11 protein-coding genes, 5 rRNA genes and 1 riboswitch (1 of these 17 only partly in view) are annotated in these 21451 nt (G+C 42.9%); of the genes, 3 read left to right on the top strand and 13 right to left on the bottom strand.

Translation table 11 applies throughout. The annotated features are described in order from the left end of the window. Positions 1-105: 105 nt before the first annotated feature. Together OSJ91_RS01465 and OSJ91_RS01460 are read right to left on the bottom strand one after the other, a co-directional pair. Complete coding sequence (locus OSJ91_RS01465) at positions 106-1188, bottom strand: D-alanine--D-alanine ligase (protein ID WP_350300951.1); 1083 nt, start codon at positions 1186-1188, stop codon at positions 106-108. 581 nt (positions 1189-1769) lie between these two features. After that, positions 1770-2552 carry a hypothetical protein gene (locus OSJ91_RS01460; protein WP_485890874.1) on the bottom strand — a complete coding sequence of 261 codons (783 nt, stop codon included), beginning with the start codon at positions 2550-2552 and terminating at the stop codon, positions 1770-1772. Between the two features lie 214 nt (positions 2553-2766). Between OSJ91_RS01460 and OSJ91_RS01455 the strand changes: the two genes are divergently transcribed. Next, positions 2767-3510 carry a class I SAM-dependent methyltransferase gene (locus OSJ91_RS01455; RefSeq protein ID WP_350300949.1) on the top strand — a complete coding sequence of 248 codons (744 nt, stop codon included), beginning with the start codon at positions 2767-2769 and terminating at the stop codon, positions 3508-3510. Between the two features lie 59 nt (positions 3511-3569). On the opposite strand, the gene OSJ91_RS01450 is transcribed toward OSJ91_RS01455, so the two are convergent. The 5 genes from OSJ91_RS01450 to OSJ91_RS01430 all read right to left on the bottom strand — a co-directional run bounded on the left by OSJ91_RS01450 (position 3570) and on the right by OSJ91_RS01430 (position 9319). Further along, a complete protein-coding gene (locus OSJ91_RS01450) occupies positions 3570-4829 on the bottom strand; it encodes a cation:dicarboxylate symporter family transporter (protein ID WP_350300948.1) in 1260 nt (419 codons plus the stop codon). A gap of 173 nt (positions 4830-5002) precedes the next feature. After that, positions 5003-5150, bottom strand: a riboswitch (cyclic di-AMP (ydaO/yuaA leader). A 201-nt stretch (positions 5151-5351) separates the two neighbouring features. Next, the gene (locus tag OSJ91_RS01445) at positions 5352-6611 is read right to left on the bottom strand and encodes an efflux RND transporter periplasmic adaptor subunit (RefSeq protein WP_350300947.1); all 1260 of its coding nucleotides are present in this window, start codon (positions 6609-6611) and stop codon (positions 5352-5354) included. Positions 6612-6625: 14 nt separating this feature from the next. After that, positions 6626-7288, bottom strand: a complete 663-nt coding sequence (locus OSJ91_RS01440) for a hypothetical protein (protein WP_485890873.1) — start codon at positions 7286-7288, stop codon at positions 6626-6628. A 129-nt stretch (positions 7289-7417) separates the two neighbouring features. Then, complete coding sequence (locus OSJ91_RS01435; RefSeq protein ID WP_485890872.1) at positions 7418-8311, bottom strand: diacylglycerol/lipid kinase family protein; 894 nt, start codon at positions 8309-8311, stop codon at positions 7418-7420. 129 nt (positions 8312-8440) lie between these two features. After that, positions 8441-9319, bottom strand: a complete 879-nt coding sequence (locus OSJ91_RS01430; protein WP_485890871.1) for a TetR/AcrR family transcriptional regulator — start codon at positions 9317-9319, stop codon at positions 8441-8443. 189 nt (positions 9320-9508) lie between these two features. Between OSJ91_RS01430 and OSJ91_RS01425 the strand changes: the two genes are divergently transcribed. Continuing rightward, complete coding sequence (locus OSJ91_RS01425; RefSeq protein ID WP_485890870.1) at positions 9509-12637, top strand: efflux RND transporter permease subunit; 3129 nt, start codon at positions 9509-9511, stop codon at positions 12635-12637. Positions 12638-12835: 198 nt separating this feature from the next. Here OSJ91_RS01425 and OSJ91_RS01420 read toward each other — a convergent pair whose 3' ends face one another. From OSJ91_RS01420 to OSJ91_RS01405, 4 genes are all read right to left on the bottom strand, one after another. Further along, positions 12836-13675 (bottom strand): tyrosine-type recombinase/integrase, encoded by an 840-nt coding sequence (locus OSJ91_RS01420; protein WP_350300942.1) that lies wholly within the window; start codon positions 13673-13675, stop codon positions 12836-12838. A 272-nt stretch (positions 13676-13947) separates the two neighbouring features. Then, positions 13948-14063: ribosomal RNA gene (gene rrf / locus OSJ91_RS01415) — 5S ribosomal RNA — on the bottom strand. 66 nt (positions 14064-14129) lie between these two features. Continuing rightward, a 23S ribosomal RNA gene (locus OSJ91_RS01410) occupies positions 14130-17062 on the bottom strand. Positions 17063-17237: 175 nt separating this feature from the next. Next, a 16S ribosomal RNA gene (locus OSJ91_RS01405) occupies positions 17238-18788 on the bottom strand. Between the two features lie 539 nt (positions 18789-19327). Between OSJ91_RS01405 and OSJ91_RS01400 the strand changes: the two genes are divergently transcribed. After that, entirely contained in the window at positions 19328-19534 is a 207-nt protein-coding gene (locus OSJ91_RS01400) for a DUF3951 domain-containing protein (protein WP_485890869.1), read from the top strand. A gap of 116 nt (positions 19535-19650) precedes the next feature. Here OSJ91_RS01400 and rrf (OSJ91_RS01395) read toward each other — a convergent pair. Together rrf (OSJ91_RS01395) and OSJ91_RS01390 are read right to left on the bottom strand one after the other, a co-directional pair. Then, positions 19651-19766 (bottom strand): 5S ribosomal RNA (rrf, locus tag OSJ91_RS01395). Positions 19767-19832: 66 nt separating this feature from the next. Beyond that, positions 19833-21451: ribosomal RNA gene (locus OSJ91_RS01390) — 23S ribosomal RNA — on the bottom strand (it continues 1314 nt past the right edge of the window). Together the 16S, 23S and 5S rRNA genes form the textbook arrangement of a ribosomal RNA operon.

Here is a 21451-nt window from a genome sequence, read left to right as displayed (position 1 = left end):
AAACGAAGCAGAAACCAGTTTAAATCGCACCGGTTCCTGCTGATTGGAATCCATCAAATCAATGCTTGATGGATTGTGGAGTTTACTGATACATTACTTGCATGATCAAACTGTATATTTGATTTGTTGTTTTTCCTGATGACGTTCCAAGGCAAGTTTCACGAGTTTTTCAATTAACGCTGGATAGTCGACACCTGTGTGCTTCCACAATAACGGAAACATGCTGAAAGGAGTAAACCCAGGCATTGTATTCACTTCATTAATATAGATTTGCCCCTCATTCGTTAAGAAGAAATCAGCGCGAACCAATCCAGAGCAATCCAATGACTTAAAGGCAGTAATGGCCATTTCGGATAAAGCTGCATACTCGCTTTCCGTTATTTCCGCTGGAATGACCATTGCAGAATTACCGTCAACATATTTTGCTGAATAATCATAGAAGGCAAAATCTTTCTTAGGGATGATTTCGCCTGCCACCGAACAAGACGGTTCATCATTACCAAGTATTCCAAACTCGAGTTCACGAGCTACGACCCCTTCTTCAATGATGACCTTCCGATCGAATTGGAAAGCTTCCGCTACCGCTTTTTCCAGTTCATCAGCATCATTACATTTGCTGATACCGACACTGGAGCCTAAATTGGCAGGTTTGACAAAACAAGGGTAACCCAATTCATCCGCTACCTTTTTAATGGCACTTTCAGTATTCTTCTCCCATTCAGAACGAATGAACCAAGTGTATTTGACTTGAGGAAGTCCCGCCTGGGCAAAAATGTTTTTCATGATGACCTTATCCATTCCTGCTGATGAAGCCAATACGCCATTCCCTACATAAGGAAGGTTCAATAGTTCCAGCATCCCTTGCACGGTCCCATCTTCTCCATTTGGTCCGTGAAGCAATGGGAAAATTACGTCATACCCTGTTGATTCACTATTTTCTTCAGTTGAATGTGCCTGCAAGGCAAGGGGCGAGCTCGATTTATCCGATGAAAATGTCAATGCATCCACACTCTCGGCAGGTCCTGTTAACTTCGGTCCATTAATCCATGAACCCTCTTTTGTTATGTAAATCGGATATATATCAAACTTTGCTAAATCGAGAGCTTTAATGACCGCTAAAGCCGTCTGCATAGAAACCTCATGCTCCGCAGATTTTCCACCATAAAGCAAACCAAGTTTAGTTTTCATGAGTTATTACCCTCCAATATTCTTTTAACCATGTTCATTGTATCACTTTACACTAAAATGGTTAAAGCGAAACTTCCATCATTGGCGCTTTTCCAATGATGGTTAGTTGAGCCAATCGGGCGTTTACAGGCTGTTGGCCCACCACATTTCTTTTTCATTACATTTGCCACCGCTTCCCTTACAGCCTGTTAATGCGGGGTAAAGCGAAACTTCCATCATTGGCGCTTTTCCAATTAGTTACCATAAGCGGAACACAGGTTAAACCGCCACATCCTGTGGCAACTCCTGTGCTAGCACATCCTGTGCGTCGCAATCGGGTGTTTACAGGCTGTTGGCCCACCACATTTCTTTTTCATTACATTTGCCACCGCTTCCCTTACAGCCTGTTAATGCGGGGTAAAGCGAAACTTCCATCATTGATGCTTTTCCAATGATTACTATTCAGGGGAACATAGGATAAAACAGCCACATCCTGTGCGTCGCCCTCTCTTATCTTTTATGCATGAGATGGTAAGTCTTACACCTAAAAAAATTCAAGGGTGTCAAATAATCCATTCCACGAACCTCGGAAGTTTGGATAATCAGGAGAATGATGTATTTTTAATAACGCTTTCCCATACCCTTTCTTTTCGATTGAAGATAATAAAGGCATCCGGCTCTTTAATATCTTTACCTGAAAAGTCATCATGCATTTCATCCATGTTTAAATAATCCCCTACGACCCATGCCGGTATCTCAATTTTCGTTCTTGTATACTTAACATGCCGAAAGGAAAAAACGAGCCCCTCTGCCAGGATATGAGCCAAGGAAGAAATGATTTCTGCCGGAATCGCCGTCAGCTCTCTTTTCTTTCTGATTCCAAGCCAATTCCTCTCTACTTTTAAAAGCTCCAGCTTTAGTGGAATCAGGCCTCCTAACATCTTATAATATGTCGAAAGAGAACGAAAATAAATTTTATTGAACCAGCCATCATCCTGGGCAAGGTACACAAATTGATTATTCAATTTACGGAAAAACGGAGGATCCAGATGAGTTTTTGCGTGCCCTAAATATAATAGTTCCGCTATTTCCCTTCCATCCAATTCATCCAACCCTTCTCTTTCTTCAAAATCGATCCAACAGAAATCTCCATATGCCCGGACATTTTCTTTAACTAGCTTCGCAATATCTTCAGATGAAGCACTCTCTAGCAGGACATTCAAATTGTATTCCCCGCCATTGAATTCATGTTTCAATAATAAGATGGAATCCAATGTATATGGCAGCGAATAGACGAATTCACGAAAATTGAGTCCATTGAAAAGGACAAACCGTTCGGAAGCCTGCATATACATATATAAGATATCATTGCTATCATTCTTCATAACCTGACCCCCTCCGAGCTCTTAATCAATAATGTTATTTTACCAAACTTTTGGGTTTTCACGTAAGTTATATAGCCCCCAATATTAATCATCATCAGCACCATGTGAATAATGCGAAACATGTACTCCATATTAACCAATATGTTAAGGAACACACTCGACAAACTAGAAATATCCATATTATAGTAAGAATGAAGATTTGGAGGATTAAATCATGGATAAAATTGAAAAAGGTTTTATCATTAATTCTTTTCATGGAGCCGCTTCCGTTTATGCTGATGCAACTAAAAAATTAGGTCTGTGGCAATCAGAGAATTATGCATTCGAAAAATATTTAAATCGGAAAGATGCAATCCTTGATATCGGATGCGGTACAGGAAGAACCACCTTCGCTCTATATAAAAAAGGATTCCAAAATCTAACGGGAATCGACCTGACTCCTGCCATGCTTAATGAAGCCGAAAAAATAGGGCATGAATATAACCTGGACATACCCTTTTTCCTTGGCGATGCAACCGACCTCCCTTTCAACGACACATCATTCGATAAAGCCATCTTCGCTTTTAATGGTTTAATGCAAATTCCCCAGCGAAAAAACCGCACATTGGCTTTAAAAGAAATCAACCGTATTTTAAAACCTGAAGGACTCTTCATTTTCACAACACATGACCGTGATAAAAACGAAAATTACCTGAACTTCTGGGAGCAAGAGGAAATGATTTGGTGTGTTGGTAAACAAGATGAGAGGCTTTATGAATTTGGGGATATTTTCACATCCGGAAAGACGCTTCAGGAAGATACTTACCTCCATATCCCAACTAAACTTGAAGTCCTTGAGTGCCTGGAGGAAGCACGGTTTACAGTCATCGAAAGCTTTTATCGAAGTGAATTATTCCATGAAAACGATGATGTCATCGCTTTCTCTTCCGATTGCCGCTTCTGGATCGTCCAAAAATAAGGTAGAACTTTTTAATTCAAAAAAAATCCAGAGTGAAATGTCACTCTGGATTTTTTGTATTAAGAAACTTGTTCTAATTCTTTTTTGGAAGGAGGGTTGAATTGACCTTCCCATTTAGAGATAACGATTGCCGCAAGTGAATTACCGATAACGTTTACTACTGTACGTCCCATATCAAGAATACGGTCGATACCGGCAATAAATGCTAGACCTTCAATAGGAATACCGACAGTTCCCAATGTCGCTAAAAGAACTACGAAAGATACACCTGGTACACCAGCAATCCCTTTGGATGTGATCATTAACACTAGCATCAGCGTAATTTGCTCATACACGCTTAAATCGATTCCGTACATTTGAGCAATGAAGATAGCTGCTAACGCTTGGTATAATGTAGAACCATCAAGGTTAAAAGAGTATCCAGTCGGGATAACAAATGTAGCAATATGTTTCGGACATCCCGCTTTCTCCATTTTTTCCATGATTTTCGGAAGAACCGCTTCAGAACTTGCAGTAGAGAAAGCAAGAATCAATTCTTCTTTTAGAAGTTTAATCAATGTAAAGATATTGAATCCTACAAATTTTGCAATAAGACCCAGGATGACAATTACAAAGAAAATCATTGTTCCGTAAACAGAAAGCGCTAACTTTCCTAACGGAATTAAAGATTCCAAACCGAACTTGGAGATAGTCACACCGATTAATGCAAATACACCGATAGGAGCGAATTTCATGACCATGTTAGTCAGGTAGAACATTCCTTCAGCTACACCTTGGAAGAAACGGAATACTGGTTTACCTTTTTCACCGATGGCCGCAATACTAAGTCCAAACAACACGGAGAAGAAAATGATCGCTAGCATATCGCCTTCTACCATTGCTTTAACTGGATTGGATGGTACGATGTGCACGAGTGTATCTACGAACGATTCATGCTGCTTAGTTTCTGCTGTATCAACATATGTGGAGATATCAGTTTGTTCCAGTTTATCCATATTCACACCAGCACCAGGCTGGATAATATTCGCTGAAATTAAACCAACAGCAATCGCTATCATAGTTACAACAACAAAGTATGATAATGATTTAGCACCTAGTTTACCTACCGCTTTCAAATCACCTACACCGGCAACTGCAACGATAAGGCTGGATACGATGATCGGCACTACGATCATTTTAATCATTCGTAGGAAAATGTCTCCGAATGGCTGTAAAAAGCTTTGGGCCGACTCATTACCATAAAAAATGGCACCAACGATAATCCCTAGAATTAAACCAATAAAAATTTGGCTAGCTAAACTTAATTTAAATTTCTTCATTTACTTTCCTCACCTTCCATAAAGTCTTTGATGCAAAAACATTTTTGTCTCGGTAAGGGAAACAAGATACTAATAAAAAGAAAGTAATTTTTCTTTTTTTGAAAAACTCTGTCTTTACGCCGAAAAAAAAGACACTTCATGTGTCGATTTCTTATTGGCGTGAATATTCACACATGTTCCCTTAAAGACGCTGACGAGGTTAGCTGTCGGGTTAGGAATTGGAAACACAAATGCCCTTTCATTTCTGAATTCACCCCTAGCGGATAAAATCCACAAAAATGGGTCCCCCGTTCTTGGAATAAGATTAAGCGAGTTAACTTATAATAAAATATTATACTAAAAATGATAATCTGTAAATATTAATTCGCATTAGTTCTAGAAAAAATCTTTAAATATGTCTGAATATTCTGCATTAAAGACTATTGTATCTATAATTACTCTTCCCGATTTTTAATCATATAAGTTATATTGATATATAATTAAGAACTAATTTGACATCACCTCTCTTGATGTAAGAAGCGGTTATTTTTCCAAAATGCCAAGCAACAGATATCTTACTTTTTCCCTAGAGGTGAATTTTTTATAAGTTGCCGCTTTCACTTTTTCAAATTGGATTGGGGTAATAAAATAAGAATGGTTCTTCGCCACATCCGGCTCCATTAGGATGACGTCACCCACCGACGGTCCCTTTATGATTTCTTGCATCCCTTCAGCCTTAAGCCCTTTTGTAATGTAATGTTTATCCACATAGCCTTTTTTAGTCAATTTGTAAACATAAGGCTGTTTATGGTATTGTACCGCCTCTATAGGAATGGAGGGTACACCTGCTTTCTCATTGGTTATTACAGTAAGGTTCACTTTGGATCCCACCAACAAAGCTTCCGTTTCTTCACCTTCCGATTCGATTAGTGCCTGAAATGGAAATCTGTTATCTTTTTTTAATGACGGCTCTTCAGCGGGATAGGAATGGATGCGGCCTATCTTCCCTTTCAATGCCGTTTTTGAATCAGAGGAACTTGCTTTTATAGTCATGCCCACTTCAGCCTTTTTCATTTCCTCTTCGGTGAAATCCCCTTCAATTGCCATATTTGTCGAAACAATGGATATAATGGGGTTATTCAGGTTTTTATTGATATTTTTAACTACACCATCAGCCTCACTCGTCGACATGATCGCACCGGACTGACCCTCAATTGAACTTAATTTAGCGTCAAGCATTTTCACTTTTTCATTCAAGCTGTTTTTTTCCAGTTCCTGCTTGTACATTTCTTGCTCAATGTTACTTTTAATAAGATCTGAGGAACTTGTTGTTATATCAATTTTCAAGTTTTTTTCCACCGATTCATCAATGGCTGCTTTTTCAGGGTTACTGGTCAGGTTCCCTTGATAAGACCTCAACTTCCCTATGTATTCCTCAATCCCTGCAATTTCTCCCTCAGCTTCCGTTTTCTCCGCTTCTATATTCGCTTTAAGAGCATCAAGTTCAGTCGTCGTATACTCAAACAACGAGGAGCCAGCCGTAATCGCATCGCCTTCTTTAACAAGGAATTTCTTAAAATCATTTTTCTTGGTGTCAAAATAAATATCATACTCTTCTACAGGTTTAATTACCCCATTTGTTTGAATAGTATCCGTAATTGTATCTTTTTTTACCTTTGTCCAGTTTTCAACGAAAACAGTTCGTTCCACTTTGCTTTCTTTTTTTTCAATAAGGTATAAATTAACGGTTATTAACACTACCGACGCAATGGAGACCGCCGCCATTTTCCATTTCCCGCTCATTCATTTCACCCGCCTTATACAAATACGCCAACTTGGATGTATGCTAAAAAGGCTTTAACAAACCATGTGGCCAGATACAATAGAACAATCATTAAAAGGACCAAATAATTACTTCGTTCTGAAAACTCCTTTAAATAAAAATATTGCAAAGCAATAATAAGAAATTGAAAAATGGTGATTTCGCTGAAAAAGTGAATGAAATAATCACTTCTGAGAAAATACTGACTGATGATCCCCAACGAAAAAGGATTGGCATCGCTGCCTATATCCATTAAAACGAATAGAGGAATCAGAAATATTTTTTCCACTAATTGCAAGACAAAAAGAATCATTTGAACGATGACTAATTTTATATATGGGATATCTGTAACGATCCAAAAGAATAGAGCTGATAAAAATATGTATATGGAAGGGTCGATTATGCCTGTTATTATGTTGCCGCTCAAAATCAGCAACTTTGCTCCTTCGAATTCTTCGGCACTCATATTCGTGATTTCTTTGGAAAATGATTCTGAACCAATGCCAAAATATCCCCCAATGGCGAATACTATAAGACTAAGAAAATATAAAAATAGTAATTTCAATCCAAGCTTTGTGACTGCCTCTGCATTTTGAAGCTGATAACGACTCCGATGAGGCTCTAAAAGGCCCTTTATTAATCTGACCTGGTACACCATATGTGGACCTCCTGCAAAAATTGATATATCTTCATATATTTTATCTTATTTTGGAAACAATTGCAGAAATAAGGAATGAATATACAAAAAAAACACATAATCATTCCCATTCAAATTTAATCCGCCATATTAATTTGGAGTTAATACTGACAAATGTTGGGCAAGGACTTTAATGCGTGCAGGAGTTCGTCTATAGTTCTCTCCATCCATATCCACATCAAGCGGCCTCTTGGTTTCAATGGTCAGGGTATCGGCTTGTAAATAATTCACCCCAGAGTCGGAGATCATATTTTGCGTCCATGAACGCTTCATCGCTATTATTTCTAAAAATGCACCAAGGCTTGCATTTTCCAAGATGGCAACGCCGAAGAGTCCATCATCTGGACTGATCATGGGAAAGGGCAATAAATTGGTGCCGATAAAACAACCATTCAAAACCAAAATCATAACTGCTTCCCCTTCAATAACATTCCCATCATATTTTAGTTTATAGGAAAAGGGAGCATTCTCGCCAATCGTCCTTACAGCACTTAATAAATATCCTATCTTTCCAAACCTGTTTTTTTCCTGCTCATCAATATTGCTTGATGCATCTGAAATAAGCCCTACTCCCCAAAAATTAGAAAAATAATCGTTGTTGGCCTGGCCAATATCAATTGAACGAACCTTGCCATTCACTAATGCTTCTGCAGCTTGACGAACATTTTGAGGAATCTTTAATGTTCTGGAGAAGTCATTGCAAGTCCCTCCAGGTAAAATCCCAAACAGCGGCCGCCTCGGAAGCGGCGAAAGGCCATTTACACACTCATGTACCGTTCCATCTCCTCCTAAAACGAAAACTACATCCATGGCTTCACCATATTCCAAGCAAAAACGGCATGCATCGCCTTTTTCCTTCGTTTTCATAATGAGAAACTCATCAATATGCGGAGCTATTATTGGAAGACAACCCTCAAGATTCCTTTCGAGTTTATCATTACCGGCATTTTCATTATAAATCAGCATTCCCTTTTTCCATCGCATGATTTCGCCCCCATATTATAGAAAGAATTGTCTTCTTCCCATCACTTTTACCTTTTCCTAAACCCTCGCTTTTAAAACTCATTAAGAATCATGAAAAAAAGAGGCTATACGCCCCTTTCTGATAAGCCTTCATAAACTTGTCAAATAATCCTTCATCATTAAGATAAGTTTTGAAGACAAGGGACTTCTTTTATCATTTTTTTCCAAAAATAACAAAAGACTTTCCAAGATGATGGGGCTTGGCCTAACTTTTGAAAATTCTTCCTGGATCGCCTTTAAAGCTTCCGTATTTTTACGTGTATCCATGCCCTCTTCTTTACGTGTTTCCACTTCCAGCATCCTGACGATGATCGAATGGATTTCCTCTTTTGGGCTCATATCCCGCATCGAGCATCCTGGTAGGGGAAATTGTTTCAATAATGGATCTTCCATGTTCTGCAGGCTTGCGATAATTGAATCCATCCGGTTCAATATGAAGCTAGGTAACAATTCCACATCGAAAGCATTTTGTTTCCTGATCAATATTCCGATATATCCTTTGAAAAGGGAATCCAAAATTATGGTGCAATCCGGCAAAAAATCAACCGAAAGTCCCGGGTATAACTCAGTGATTTTACGCTTGAACCAAATCAAGCCCTCTTCATGGATATAATGTAAAAATCTATCTAGTTCTTTGCTGATATGGACCATTTGTTCCTGCATCATCATTTGAATCAAGTTGGTATTTCCCGTCATATGCTCAATGTGAACAGTGATTTGCCTCATGAACTTGTCTTTACTGGACAACGAAGCATCCAGTTCAAGATCAAGCAATGAGTCGGTCAACGCTTCATAATAAAATTTAAAAATGGAGACCAGTAATTCTTCCTTCGACTTAAAATGATTATAAAAAGACCCCTTTGCTATCCCACATTTTTCAGCAATTTCCTGAACGGAAGTGGCATGATAGCCTTTCTCCGCGAAAAGTTCTACAGACTTATCTATGATCATCTTATTTTTTTCTTTCATCAAATTCATCCTATCTCTTAAAATTATCCGTTGGTGACCAGTGGGTCACATCTTCCAAATTGTATCCCAAAACCCTTGAAATCACAACGTTAACGCTAACGAATATTATCTGTTGCAATCATAATCCATATACTATATATTTGAGCTTGTGACCGATTAGTCACAATTTTATGTATGGAGGGTACAAGCTTGAATTCAATAATTAAATTTTCATTAAAGAATAAATTGGCAATTTGGTTGCTTACGATCATCATCGTTGCAGCTGGTTTATACTCAGGTTTAAACATGAAACAAGAAACCATTCCAAGCATCTCGACTCCTTTAATAAGCATCTCCACTGTATATCCTGGAGCTGCACCTGAAGAAGTAGCAGATAAACTCACGGACCAGATTGAGCAGAAAGTAACAAATTTGCCAGGAGTAGAATTAGTCAGTTCTTCGTCCATGGCTAATGCCTCTTCCGTCCAATTACAATATGATTATGATACGGATATGGACGACGCTGTAAAAGAAGTGAAAGAAGCTTTAGAGAAATTAGAACTGCCTGAGGGTGTGGATGCCCCAAGCGTCTCTAAATTAGAATTAAACGCTTTTCCTGTCGTCGCCCTCAGTGTAACAGATAAGGGTTCTGATTTACCAGCTCTTACAAAAAACGTCGAAGAGGTGTTGGTGCCTAAACTTGAAGGGATTGACGGCGTGACATCCGTATCAATTTCCGGACAACAAGTAAATGAAGGCAGCCTTGTATTCGACGAGGAAAAGATGGCTCAATACGGGCTCGATGAAGAAACCGTAAAGAAGGTTATCCAGGCCGCAAACGTCAACATGCCGCTTGGCATATATAACTTTGATGATAAAGAAAAAACGATCGTTGTGGATGGAAACATCTCCACATTAAAAGACCTGAAAAATATAAAGATACCTTTAACCGGCGGCTCTCAAACAGGAACGCCATCACAAACCGGACCGGAAACCAATCAATCAACTCCTGATATGGCAACAGGTCCTGCCCAACTGCAAAATGTCAAATTATCAGACATTGCCGATGTTAAAATCACCGGTAAGGCTGAATCGATTTCAAGAACAAACGGTAGCGAATCGATTGGAATCCAGGTTACAAGATCGCCTGATGCCGATACAGTTGCAATCGTAGACGAAGTAAACGAAGAAGCATCTAATTTCAAAGAGGAGTTTAAAGGCGTAAGTGTACACACTACGCTCGATCAAGCTAAACCGATTAAAGATTCTGTTGAAACCATGATCAGCAAGGCACTCTTCGGCTGTCTGTTTGCCGTCATTGTTATCATGCTGTTCCTTAGGAACTTTAAAACGACTCTCATTTCCGTCATTTCGATTCCATTATCCCTGTTAGCAGCGCTTTTGGTGCTCAAACAAATGGATATTTCCTTGAATGTCATGACACTTGGGGCAATGACGGTTGCCATTGGCCGAGTCGTCGATGACTCCATTGTCGTCATTGAAAATATTTATAGAAGAATGGCTTTAAAAGGCGAACAATTAAAAGGCGGCGAATTAATACGATCAGCCACTAAGGAAATGTTTATCCCTATCCTTTCATCGACAATTGTTACTGTAGCCGTATACCTGCCTTTAGCAAGCGTTACAGGACCTGTCGGGGAACTATTCATGCCATTTGCCTTAACAATGGTGTTTGCATTAGTCGCTTCATTAATAATCGCCATCACTCTTGTTCCGGCAATGGCAGACTCTTTATTTAAAAAGGGACTATCTAAAAAAGAATTAAAATCACATGAAGAAAAACCAAGCAAACTATCAGCATTCTACCGAAAAGCACTGGATTGGTCGTTAAACCATAAGTTAATCACTTTCGGTACAGCCATTGTATTATTGGTCGGCAGCTTATTCCTGATCCCAAGCATCGGTGTCAGCTTCATGCCTGCAGATGAAGAAAAAACGATTATCGTCACATACACTCCCGCACCTGGAGAGTTAAAAGAGGATATTGAAAAGCAAACAGAAAAAGTAGAAAAATACTTTATGGATAAAAACGATGTGAAGACCGTTCAATACACACTTGGTGAAAGCATGATGGGCGGCATGATGGGCGGCTCGAGTAACTCGGCTCTCTTCTATGTACTCTATGATGAAGACACCGAAAATTTCGGGGACAAAAAAGAAACCGTCATAAAAGATTTAACTGAACTTGATTCACCTGGAACATGGAAACAACAAGAATTCACGTCAACATCAAGCAACGAAACCACTCTATTTGTTTACGGAAATACACAAAAAGATATTGAACCGGTAATTGACGATATTCAAAATATCATGAAGAAAAATAAAGATTTAAAAGATGTAGATACAAGTCTTTCCGATGCTTATGAGCAATATACTCTAGTTGCAGACCAAGAAAAGCTAAGTGACCTTGGACTGACAGCTGCACAAATCGGCATGTCCATTGCCAATACGAATAAAGATGATGCTTTAACTACCATTAAGAAAGATGGAGAAGAAGTCAAAGTATATGTCGAGACAAAAGAAACGACATTCGAAGACAAAAAAGATCTTGAGAATACGAAAATTTCTTCTCCAATGGGAATGGAAATCCCATTGAAAGAGCTTGTGAAAATCGAAGAAGGCAAAGCTTCCGATACAATCAGCCGCCGCGATGGAAAAATTTATGCCGACGTGTCTGCAACTATCAAAACGGATGATGTGGCAGCAGTAACAGCAGATGTACAAAAGGAAGTTGAAAAATTGGACCTTCCGGCAAGTGTCACTATAGACTATGGCGGAGTGACTGAAGATATCCAAGAATCATTCACTCAACTTGGTATCGCTATGTTAGCGGCCGTTGCTATCGTATACTTTGTCCTAGTCGTTACTTTCCATGGTGGTTTAGCACCAATAGCCATTCTCTTCTCCTTACCATTTACGGTAATCGGGGCATTGGCAGGGCTATTCGTTGCAGGTGAGACCATCAGCGTTTCGGCAATGATGGGTGTCCTGATGCTTATTGGTATCGTTGTAACCAATGCCATCGTATTAGTGGACCGTGTTATCAAGAATGAAGAATCAGGGCTATCTACCAGGGAAGCTTTACTCGAGGCAGGAGCCACCCGTCTACGCCCAATCCTGATGACTGCCCTTGCCACAATCGGCGCTTTAATACCTCTGGCAATCGGTGCAGAAGGCAGTGGATTAATATCACAAGGTTTGGGAATTACCGTTATTGGCGGACTTGTGAGTTCTACATTGCTAACACTTGTAATAGTACCGGTAGTATATGAAGTCATAATGAAAATAGGTAAAAAGAAGAAAAAAACAGTTAAGTAAAGAATTAAAAAAGAGGGGATTCCTTATATTAGGAATCCCCTCTTTCTTGATTCAACAATGCAATATGCTCTTATAAATACAACTGAACAGGCCCCAACGTCACGTCCTGTTCGTCATTTCCAAGGAAATTCGTTTGTTTTAAAATCTTATATTAACAAAAAAGGGAAAGAGCTCGCTTTCCCTTTTAATTTATATGGATTAATGTTTGGTGAAAGTTTGGTCTATCGCATTTGCCAGGTCCAGCGATTTTTCTTTTAGATAACGCTTCGTTACGTTTAAATCTTTATGACCGGCAAGCTTGGATATCGTTTGTATATCTATTCCATTATCCACTAACCTTTGGCAAAAGGTATGTCTCAGTTTATGTGGATGCACATTGTATTTTTTTAATATATATTGAACTGACCTCGGAGTGATCCTTTGATTATAGCTTGAGATGAATAACGGATCTGCTTTATCTTTTAAAGAACAAAGATAATTTTGTACATGCTGTATAGCCGATATTGTAAGTGGAACGGATCTATCGATTTCACCTTTTGCGTTCCTGACAAGTATATAATTTCGTTCTGTTTCCATGATGACGTCGCGGCCATTTAAGTCACATAATTCGGAGACACGGATTCCTGTATGTAACAAAAGGTAGACGATGGCAATGTTTCTTAGATTTCCTTCTGCTTCTATATCTCTTAACAGGATCTGCTGTTCATTTATGCTTAAAGTTTCAGGTACCTCAAGCTTGTGCTCCTTAACCTTACGTTCCACAGAAAGCATCACTTGCGGTTTACCTAAAAATTTAAAGAAAACATTTAAGGCGATATAGTGTTTTTCGATAGTTCCTGGGCTTTTCTTGCAATTTTCCAAATAATCAAGATAACCCTGAACATCTTCAGAATGAATCTCCATCAATATCTTTTGTGTCTGGTCACAAAACTGTGAAAGGACACCAGTATACGTTTTGATCGTATTAGCTGATTTGCCTTGGTCTCTCAACCATTCAGCAAACGAAAAAATCATTTCATCTTTAGCAGAGGTATCCATCGGCTATTCCCCCAATGACAGTTTCAGAACTATGTTAAGTTTAACATATATCCCTATAGAAACGAAGAATTCTGTCCCTTTGTCTTAATCAGATATGGATAATGCAGATAGAAGTAAAAATTAATATGCATCCATAGTATGCCCTACCATGTATACTGCATATAACCTTCCTGTCCTTTTTACTTCTCTACTTTTTAACAGATTTAATTTTATATACTTAAGGATTGACAACGGCAAAAAAAGACCAGCCGGATGGCGGATCTTTTGAAATGGCTTGGCGGCGTCCTACTCTCACAGGGGGAAACCCCCAACTACCATCGGCGCTGAAGAGCTTAACTGCCGTGTTCGGAATGGGAACGGGTGTGACCTCTTCGCTATCGCCACCAAACATGAAAGGAACGTTGTTCCTTCAAAACTAGATAATAATAAGAAGGTATTTCATTTTTTTAAAGCGTTGGTTAAGTCCTCGATCTATTAGTATCAGTCAGCTCCACATGTCACCATGCTTCCACCTCTGACCTATCAACCTGATCATCTTTCAGGGATCTTACTAGCTTGCGCCATGGGAAATCTCATCTTGAGGGGGGCTTCATGCTTAGATGCTTTCAGCACTTATCCCGTCCGCACGTAGCTACCCAGCTATGCCTTTGGCAAGACAACTGGTACACCAGCGGTGCGTCCATCCCGGTCCTCTCGTACTAAGGACAGCTCCTCTCAAATTTCCTGCGCCCGCGACGGATAGGGACCGAACTGTCTCACGACGTTCTGAACCCAGCTCGCGTACCGCTTTAATGGGCGAACAGCCCAACCCTTGGGACCGACTACAGCCCCAGGATGCGATGAGCCGACATCGAGGTGCCAAACCTCCCCGTCGATGTGGACTCTTGGGGGAGATAAGCCTGTTATCCCCGGGGTAGCTTTTATCCGTTGAGCGATGGCCCTTCCATGCGGAACCACCGGATCACTAAGCCCGACTTTCGTCCCTGCTCGACTTGTAGGTCTCGCAGTCAAGCTCCCTTGTGCCTTTACACTCTACGAATGATTTCCAACCATTCTGAGGGAACCTTTGGGCGCCTCCGTTACTCTTTAGGAGGCGACCGCCCCAGTCAAACTGCCCACCTGACACTGTCTCCCACCCCGATAAGGGGCGCGGGTTAGAATTTCAATACAGCCAGGGTAGTATCCCACCAACGCCTCCACCGAAGCTGGCGCTCCGGCTTCTCAGGCTCCTACCTATCCTGTACAAGCTGTACCAAAATTCAATATCAGGCTGCAGTAAAGCTCCACGGGGTCTTTCCGTCCTGTCGCGGGTAACCTGCATCTTCACAGGTACTATAATTTCACCGAGTCTCTCGTTGAGACAGTGCCCAGATCGTTACACCTTTCGTGCGGGTCGGAACTTACCCGACAAGGAATTTCGCTACCTTAGGACCGTTATAGTTACGGCCGCCGTTTACTGGGGCTTCGGTTCAAAGCTTCGCTTACGCTAACCTCTCCCCTTAACCTTCCAGCACCGGGCAGGTGTCAGCCCCTATACTTCGCCTTGCGGCTTCGCAGAGACCTGTGTTTTTGCTAAACAGTCGCCTGGGCCTATTCACTGCGGCTTTTCTGGGCTATTCACCCTAAAAAGCACCCCTTCTCCCGAAGTTACGGGGTCATTTTGCCGAGTTCCTTAACGAGAGTTCTCTCGCACACCTTAGGATTCTCTCCTCGCCTACCTGTGTCGGTTTGCGGTACGGGCACCTTACATCTCACTAGAGGCTTTTCTTGGCAGCGTGGAATCAGGAACTTCGGTACTATATTTCCCTCGCCATCACAGCTCCGCCTTAATGGAAACGGGATTTGCCTCGTTTCCGGCCTAACTGCTTGGACGCGCATATCCAACAGCGCGCTTACCCTATCCTTCTGCGTCCCCCCATCGTTCAAACGATGTATAGGTGGTACAGGAATATCAACCTGTTGTCCATCGCCTACGCCTTTCGGCCTCGGCTTAGGTCCCGACTAACCCTGAGCGGACGAGCCTTCCTCAGGAAACCTTAGGCATTCGGTGGAAGGGATTCTCACCCTTCTTTCGCTACTCATACCGGCATTCTCACTTCTAAGCGCTCCACCAGTCCTTCCGGTCTGACTTCAACGCCCTTAGAACGCTCTCCTACCATCGACACCATACGGTGTCAATCCACAGCTTCGGTGATACGTTTAGCCCCGGTACATTTTCGGCGCGGAGTCACTCGACCAGTGAGCTATTACGCACTCTTTAAATGGTGGCTGCTTCTAAGCCAACATCCTGGTTGTCTAAGCAACTCCACATCCTTTTCCACTTAACGTATACTTTGGGACCTTAGCTGGTGGTCTGGGCTGTTTCCCTTTCGACTACGGATCTTATCACTCGCAGTCTGACTCCCAAGAATAAGTATTTGGCATTCGGAGTTTGACTGAATTCGGTAACCCGTTGGGGGCCCCTAGTCCAATCAGTGCTCTACCTCCAATACTCTCATCTTGAGGCTAGCCCTAAAGCTATTTCGGAGAGAACCAGCTATCTCCAGGTTCGATTGGAATTTCTCCGCTACCCACACCTCATCCCCGCACTTTTCAACGTGCGTGGGTTCGGGCCTCCATTCAGTGTTACCTGAACTTCACCCTGGACATGGGTAGATCACCTGGTTTCGGGTCTACGACCTCATACTCATTCGCCCTATTCAGACTCGCTTTCGCTGCGGCTCCGTCTTATCAACTTAACCTCGCATGAAATCGTAACTCGCCGGTTCATTCTACAAAAGGCACGCCATTACCCATTAACGGGCTTTGACTACTTGTAGGCACACGGTTTCAGGATCTATTTCACTCCCCTTCCGGGGTGCTTTTCACCTTTCCCTCACGGTACTGGTTCACTATCGGTCACTAGGGAGTATTTAGCCTTGGGAGATGGTCCTCCCTGCTTCCGACGGGATTTCTCGTGTCCCGCCGTACTCAGGATCCACTCAGGAGGGAACGAAGTTTCAACTACAGGGTTTTTACCTTCTTCGACGGATCTTTCCAGATCGCTTCATTTACCCCGTTCCTTTGTAACTCCATGTTGAGTGTCCTACAACCCCAAGAGGCAAGCCTCTTGGTTTGGGCTAATTCCGTTTCGCTCGCCGCTACTCAGGAAATCGCGTTTGCTTTCTCTTCCTCCGGGTACTTAGATGTTTCAGTTCCCCGGGTCTGCCTTCAGTACCCTATGTATTCAGGTAAAGATACTGTTCCATTACGAACAGTGGGTTTCCCCATTCGGAAATCTCCGGATCAAAGCTTACTTACAGCTCCCCGAAGCATATCGGTGTTAGTCCCGTCCTTCATCGGCTCCTAGTGCCAAGGCATCCACCGTGCGCCCTTTCTAACTTAACCGTTAAAAAGATCTTACAGATGCTTTGAAAAAAATTAATTGCCTTCTATCTATTATCTAGTTTTCAAGGAACAAAGCAGAAAGAATCCATCACATCGTGATGACTGTCCTTCCTATTTGAATGAATTACTCATTCAAAACTGAACAAAACAAAAGCGCTCTCGTAATTATCCTTAGAAAGGAGGTGATCCAGCCGCACCTTCCGATACGGCTACCTTGTTACGACTTCACCCCAATCATCTGTCCCACCTTAGGCGGCTGGCTCCATGAAGGTTACCTCACCGACTTCGGGTGTTACAAACTCTCGTGGTGTGACGGGCGGTGTGTACAAGGCCCGGGAACGTATTCACCGCGGCATGCTGATCCGCGATTACTAGCGATTCCGGCTTCATGCAGGCGAGTTGCAGCCTGCAATCCGAACTGAGAATGGCTTTATGGGATTCGCTTACCTTCGCAGGTTTGCAGCCCTTTGTACCATCCATTGTAGCACGTGTGTAGCCCAGGTCATAAGGGGCATGATGATTTGACGTCATCCCCACCTTCCTCCGGTTTGTCACCGGCAGTCACCTTAGAGTGCCCAACTGAATGCTGGCAACTAAGATCAAGGGTTGCGCTCGTTGCGGGACTTAACCCAACATCTCACGACACGAGCTGACGACAACCATGCACCACCTGTCACTCTGTCCCCCGAAGGGGAAAGCCCTATCTCTAGGGTTGTCAGAGGATGTCAAGACCTGGTAAGGTTCTTCGCGTTGCTTCGAATTAAACCACATGCTCCACCGCTTGTGCGGGCCCCCGTCAATTCCTTTGAGTTTCAGCCTTGCGGCCGTACTCCCCAGGCGGAGTGCTTAATGCGTTAGCTGCAGCACTAAAGGGCGGAAACCCTCTAACACTTAGCACTCATCGTTTACGGCGTGGACTACCAGGGTATCTAATCCTGTTTGCTCCCCACGCTTTCGCGCCTCAGTGTCAGTTACAGACCAGAAAGTCGCCTTCGCCACTGGTGTTCCTCCAAATCTCTACGCATTTCACCGCTACACTTGGAATTCCACTTTCCTCTTCTGCACTCAAGTCCCCCAGTTTCCAATGACCCTCCACGGTTGAGCCGTGGGCTTTCACATCAGACTTAAGGAACCACCTGCGCGCGCTTTACGCCCAATAATTCCGGACAACGCTTGCCACCTACGTATTACCGCGGCTGCTGGCACGTAGTTAGCCGTGGCTTTCTGGTTAGGTACCGTCAAGGTACCAGCAGTTACTCTGGTACTTGTTCTTCCCTAACAACAGAACTTTACGACCCGAAGGCCTTCTTCGTTCACGCGGCGTTGCTCCGTCAGACTTTCGTCCATTGCGGAAGATTCCCTACTGCTGCCTCCCGTAGGAGTCTGGGCCGTGTCTCAGTCCCAGTGTGGCCGATCACCCTCTCAGGTCGGCTACGCATCGTCGCCTTGGTGAGCCATTACCTCACCAACTAGCTAATGCGCCGCGGGCCCATCTATAAGTGACAGCGTAAACCGTCTTTCCATCTTCTCTCATGCGAGAAAAGAACGTATCCGGTATTAGCTCCGGTTTCCCGAAGTTATCCCAGTCTTATAGGCAGGTTGCCCACGTGTTACTCACCCGTCCGCCGCTAATCTCAGGGAGCAAGCTCCCGTCGATTCGCTCGACTTGCATGTATTAGGCACGCCGCCAGCGTTCGTCCTGAGCCAGGATCAAACTCTCCGAAGAAATGTTTGACTTGCTCATTTGCTTTTTTAATAGTGTGTGCTCACTTAAAATTTAACGTTGGCGCTTTGTTTTGTTCAGTTTTCAAAGAGCAATTTCACAATCGTTCTTAACGAACGGCTGTTTATTCATCATAACATCTTATTGATTAGTTGTCAACTTCTGCGAAGTTTTTAACTTATTTTAAATCGCTGTGTTTTTCAGCGACCATTTCATCTTATCATTTTCATAGTAAGAAGTCAATAGTTATTATTTCTTTCAGCAATCAGCGATGAAGTTTTTCGTTTGTCTTAGTTGGTGCTTATTTATATTAATCCTTTCCCACCATAAAGTCAACACATTTCACAATAAATAATTCCTTTTCTCAAAGATAGATCAAGATTGGTTTCAAGGTAGTCGGACAGAGCTGAAGGCATCCCGACAAAGCCTTAATGCTTTTTATCTTTTGAGCTGTTTTCGTAAAGTTTGTTGGTTTTGAACAAAGGAATATTAGAGGATATAGTGAGATAAAGTAGTAAGTAGTCTTTTTAAGGAGTGATTAAATGGCATATGCTTATACTTTATTTGTTATTTCTGTAATATGCTTTGTTTGTTATCGGCTGATTAAAAAGAAATCAGCACCTTCAAATAGATACACACCTTATGATGACATCACAATGGGAATTAAACATGACGATATAAACCCAATACAGGATACAAATCATCACATTCAATATGAAGAGAAATCAAATAACGACAAGACCGTTTAAAGCAGTCTTTAATTATGTGTTCAAGAAAGCAACACTGTATGCGAAAACAGCCATCTTTTTTTCGTGACCTTATGAAAACAAAAAAAGACCAGCCGGATGGCGGATCTTTTGAAATGGCTTGGCGGCGTCCTACTCTCACAGGGGGAAACCCCCAACTACCATCGGCGCTGAAGAGCTTAACTGCCGTGTTCGGAATGGGAACGGGTGTGACCTCTTCGCTATCGCCACCAAACATGAAAGGAACGTTGTTCCTTCAAAACTAGATAATAATAAGAAGGTATTTCATTTTTTTAAAGCGTTGGTTAAGTCCTCGATCTATTAGTATCAGTCAGCTCCACATGTCACCATGCTTCCACCTCTGACCTATCAACCTGATCATCTTTCAGGGATCTTACTAGCTTGCGCCATGGGAAATCTCATCTTGAGGGGGGCTTCATGCTTAGATGCTTTCAGCACTTATCCCGTCCGCACGTAGCTACCCAGCTATGCCTTTGGCAAGACAACTGGTACACCAGCGGTGCGTCCATCCCGGTCCTCTCGTACTAAGGACAGCTCCTCTCAAATTTCCTGCGCCCGCGACGGATAGGGACCGAACTGTCTCACGACGTTCTGAACCCAGCTCGCGTACCGCTTTAATGGGCGAACAGCCCAACCCTTGGGACCGACTACAGCCCCAGGATGCGATGAGCCGACATCGAGGTGCCAAACCTCCCCGTCGATGTGGACTCTTGGGGGAGATAAGCCTGTTATCCCCGGGGTAGCTTTTATCCGTTGAGCGATGGCCCTTCCATGCGGAACCACCGGATCACTAAGCCCGACTTTCGTCCCTGCTCGACTTGTAGGTCTCGCAGTCAAGCTCCCTTGTGCCTTTACACTCTACGAATGATTTCCAACCATTCTGAGGGAACCTTTGGGCGCCTCCGTTACTCTTTAGGAGGCGACCGCCCCAGTCAAACTGCCCACCTGACACTGTCTCCCACCCCGATAAGGGGCGCGGGTTAGAATTTCAATACAGCCAGGGTAGTATCCCACCAACGCCTCCACCGAAGCTGGCGCTCCGGCTTCTCAGGCTCCTACCTATCCTGTACAAGCTGTACCAAAATTCAATATCAGGCTGCAGTAAAGCTCCACGGGGTCTTTCCGTCCTGTCGCGGGTAACCTGCATCTTCACAGGTACTATAATTTCACCGAGTCTCTCGTTGAGACAGTGCCCAGATCGTTACACCTTTCGTGCGGGTCGGAACTTACCCGACAAGGAATTTCGCTACCTTAGGACCGTTATAGTTACGGCCGCCGTTTACTGGGGCTTCGGTTCAAAGCTTCGCTTACGCTAACCTCTCCCCTTAACCTTCCAGCACCGGGCAGGTGTCAGCCCCTATACTTCGCCTTGCGGCTTCGCAGAGACCTGTGTTTTTGCTAAACAGTCGCCTGGGCCTATTCACTGCGGCTTTTCTGGGCTATTCACCCTAAAAAGCACCCCTTCTCCCGAAGTTACGGGGTCATTTTGCCGAGTTCCTTAACGAGAGTTCTCTCGCACACCTTAGGATTCTCTCCTCGCCTACCTGTGTCGGTTTGCGGTACGGGCACCTTACATCTCACTAGAGGCTTTTCTTGGCAGCGTGGAATCAGGAACTTCGGTACTATATTTCCCTCGCCATCACAGCTCCGCCTTAATGGAAACGGGATTTGCCTCGTTTCCGGCCTAACTGCTTGGACGCGCATATCCAACAGCGCGCTTACCCTATCCTTCTGCGTCCCCCCATCGTTCAAACGATGTATAGGTGGTACAGGAATATCAACCTGTTGTCCATCGCCTACGCCTTTCGGCCTCGGCTTAGGTCCCGACTAACCCTGAGCGGACGAGCCTTCCTCAGGAAACCTTAGGCATTCGGTGGAAGGGATTCTCACCCTTCTTTC

It is taken from the genome of Bacillus sp. T-10(2022), assembly GCF_056502895.1.
Note: the sequence above shows the minus strand (reverse complement) of the source record. Positions and strands in the feature narration are given on the sequence as shown.

What these genes read in the sequence shown, in the direction of transcription:
- OSJ91_RS01455 (WP_350300949.1), top strand. Translation starts at nt 2,767, where the DNA reads ATGGATAAAATTGAAAAAGGTTTTATCATTAATTCTTTTCATGGAGCC.
- OSJ91_RS01445 (WP_350300947.1), bottom strand. Translation starts at nt 6,611, where the DNA reads ATGAGCGGGAAATGGAAAATGGCGGCGGTCTCCATTGCGTCGGTAGTG.
- OSJ91_RS01430 (WP_485890871.1), bottom strand. Translation starts at nt 9,319, where the DNA reads ATGAAAGAAAAAAATAAGATGATCATAGATAAGTCTGTAGAACTTTTC.
- OSJ91_RS01460 (WP_485890874.1), bottom strand. Translation starts at nt 2,552, where the DNA reads ATGAAGAATGATAGCAATGATATCTTATATATGTATATGCAGGCTTCC.
- OSJ91_RS01400 (WP_485890869.1), top strand. Translation starts at nt 19,328, where the DNA reads ATGGCATATGCTTATACTTTATTTGTTATTTCTGTAATATGCTTTGTT.
- OSJ91_RS01465 (WP_350300951.1), bottom strand. Translation starts at nt 1,188, where the DNA reads ATGAAAACTAAACTTGGTTTGCTTTATGGTGGAAAATCTGCGGAGCAT.
- OSJ91_RS01435 (WP_485890872.1), bottom strand. Translation starts at nt 8,311, where the DNA reads ATGCGATGGAAAAAGGGAATGCTGATTTATAATGAAAATGCCGGTAAT.
- OSJ91_RS01420 (WP_350300942.1), bottom strand. Translation starts at nt 13,675, where the DNA reads ATGGATACCTCTGCTAAAGATGAAATGATTTTTTCGTTTGCTGAATGG.
- OSJ91_RS01440 (WP_485890873.1), bottom strand. Translation starts at nt 7,288, where the DNA reads ATGGTGTACCAGGTCAGATTAATAAAGGGCCTTTTAGAGCCTCATCGG.
- OSJ91_RS01450 (WP_350300948.1), bottom strand. Translation starts at nt 4,829, where the DNA reads ATGAAGAAATTTAAATTAAGTTTAGCTAGCCAAATTTTTATTGGTTTA.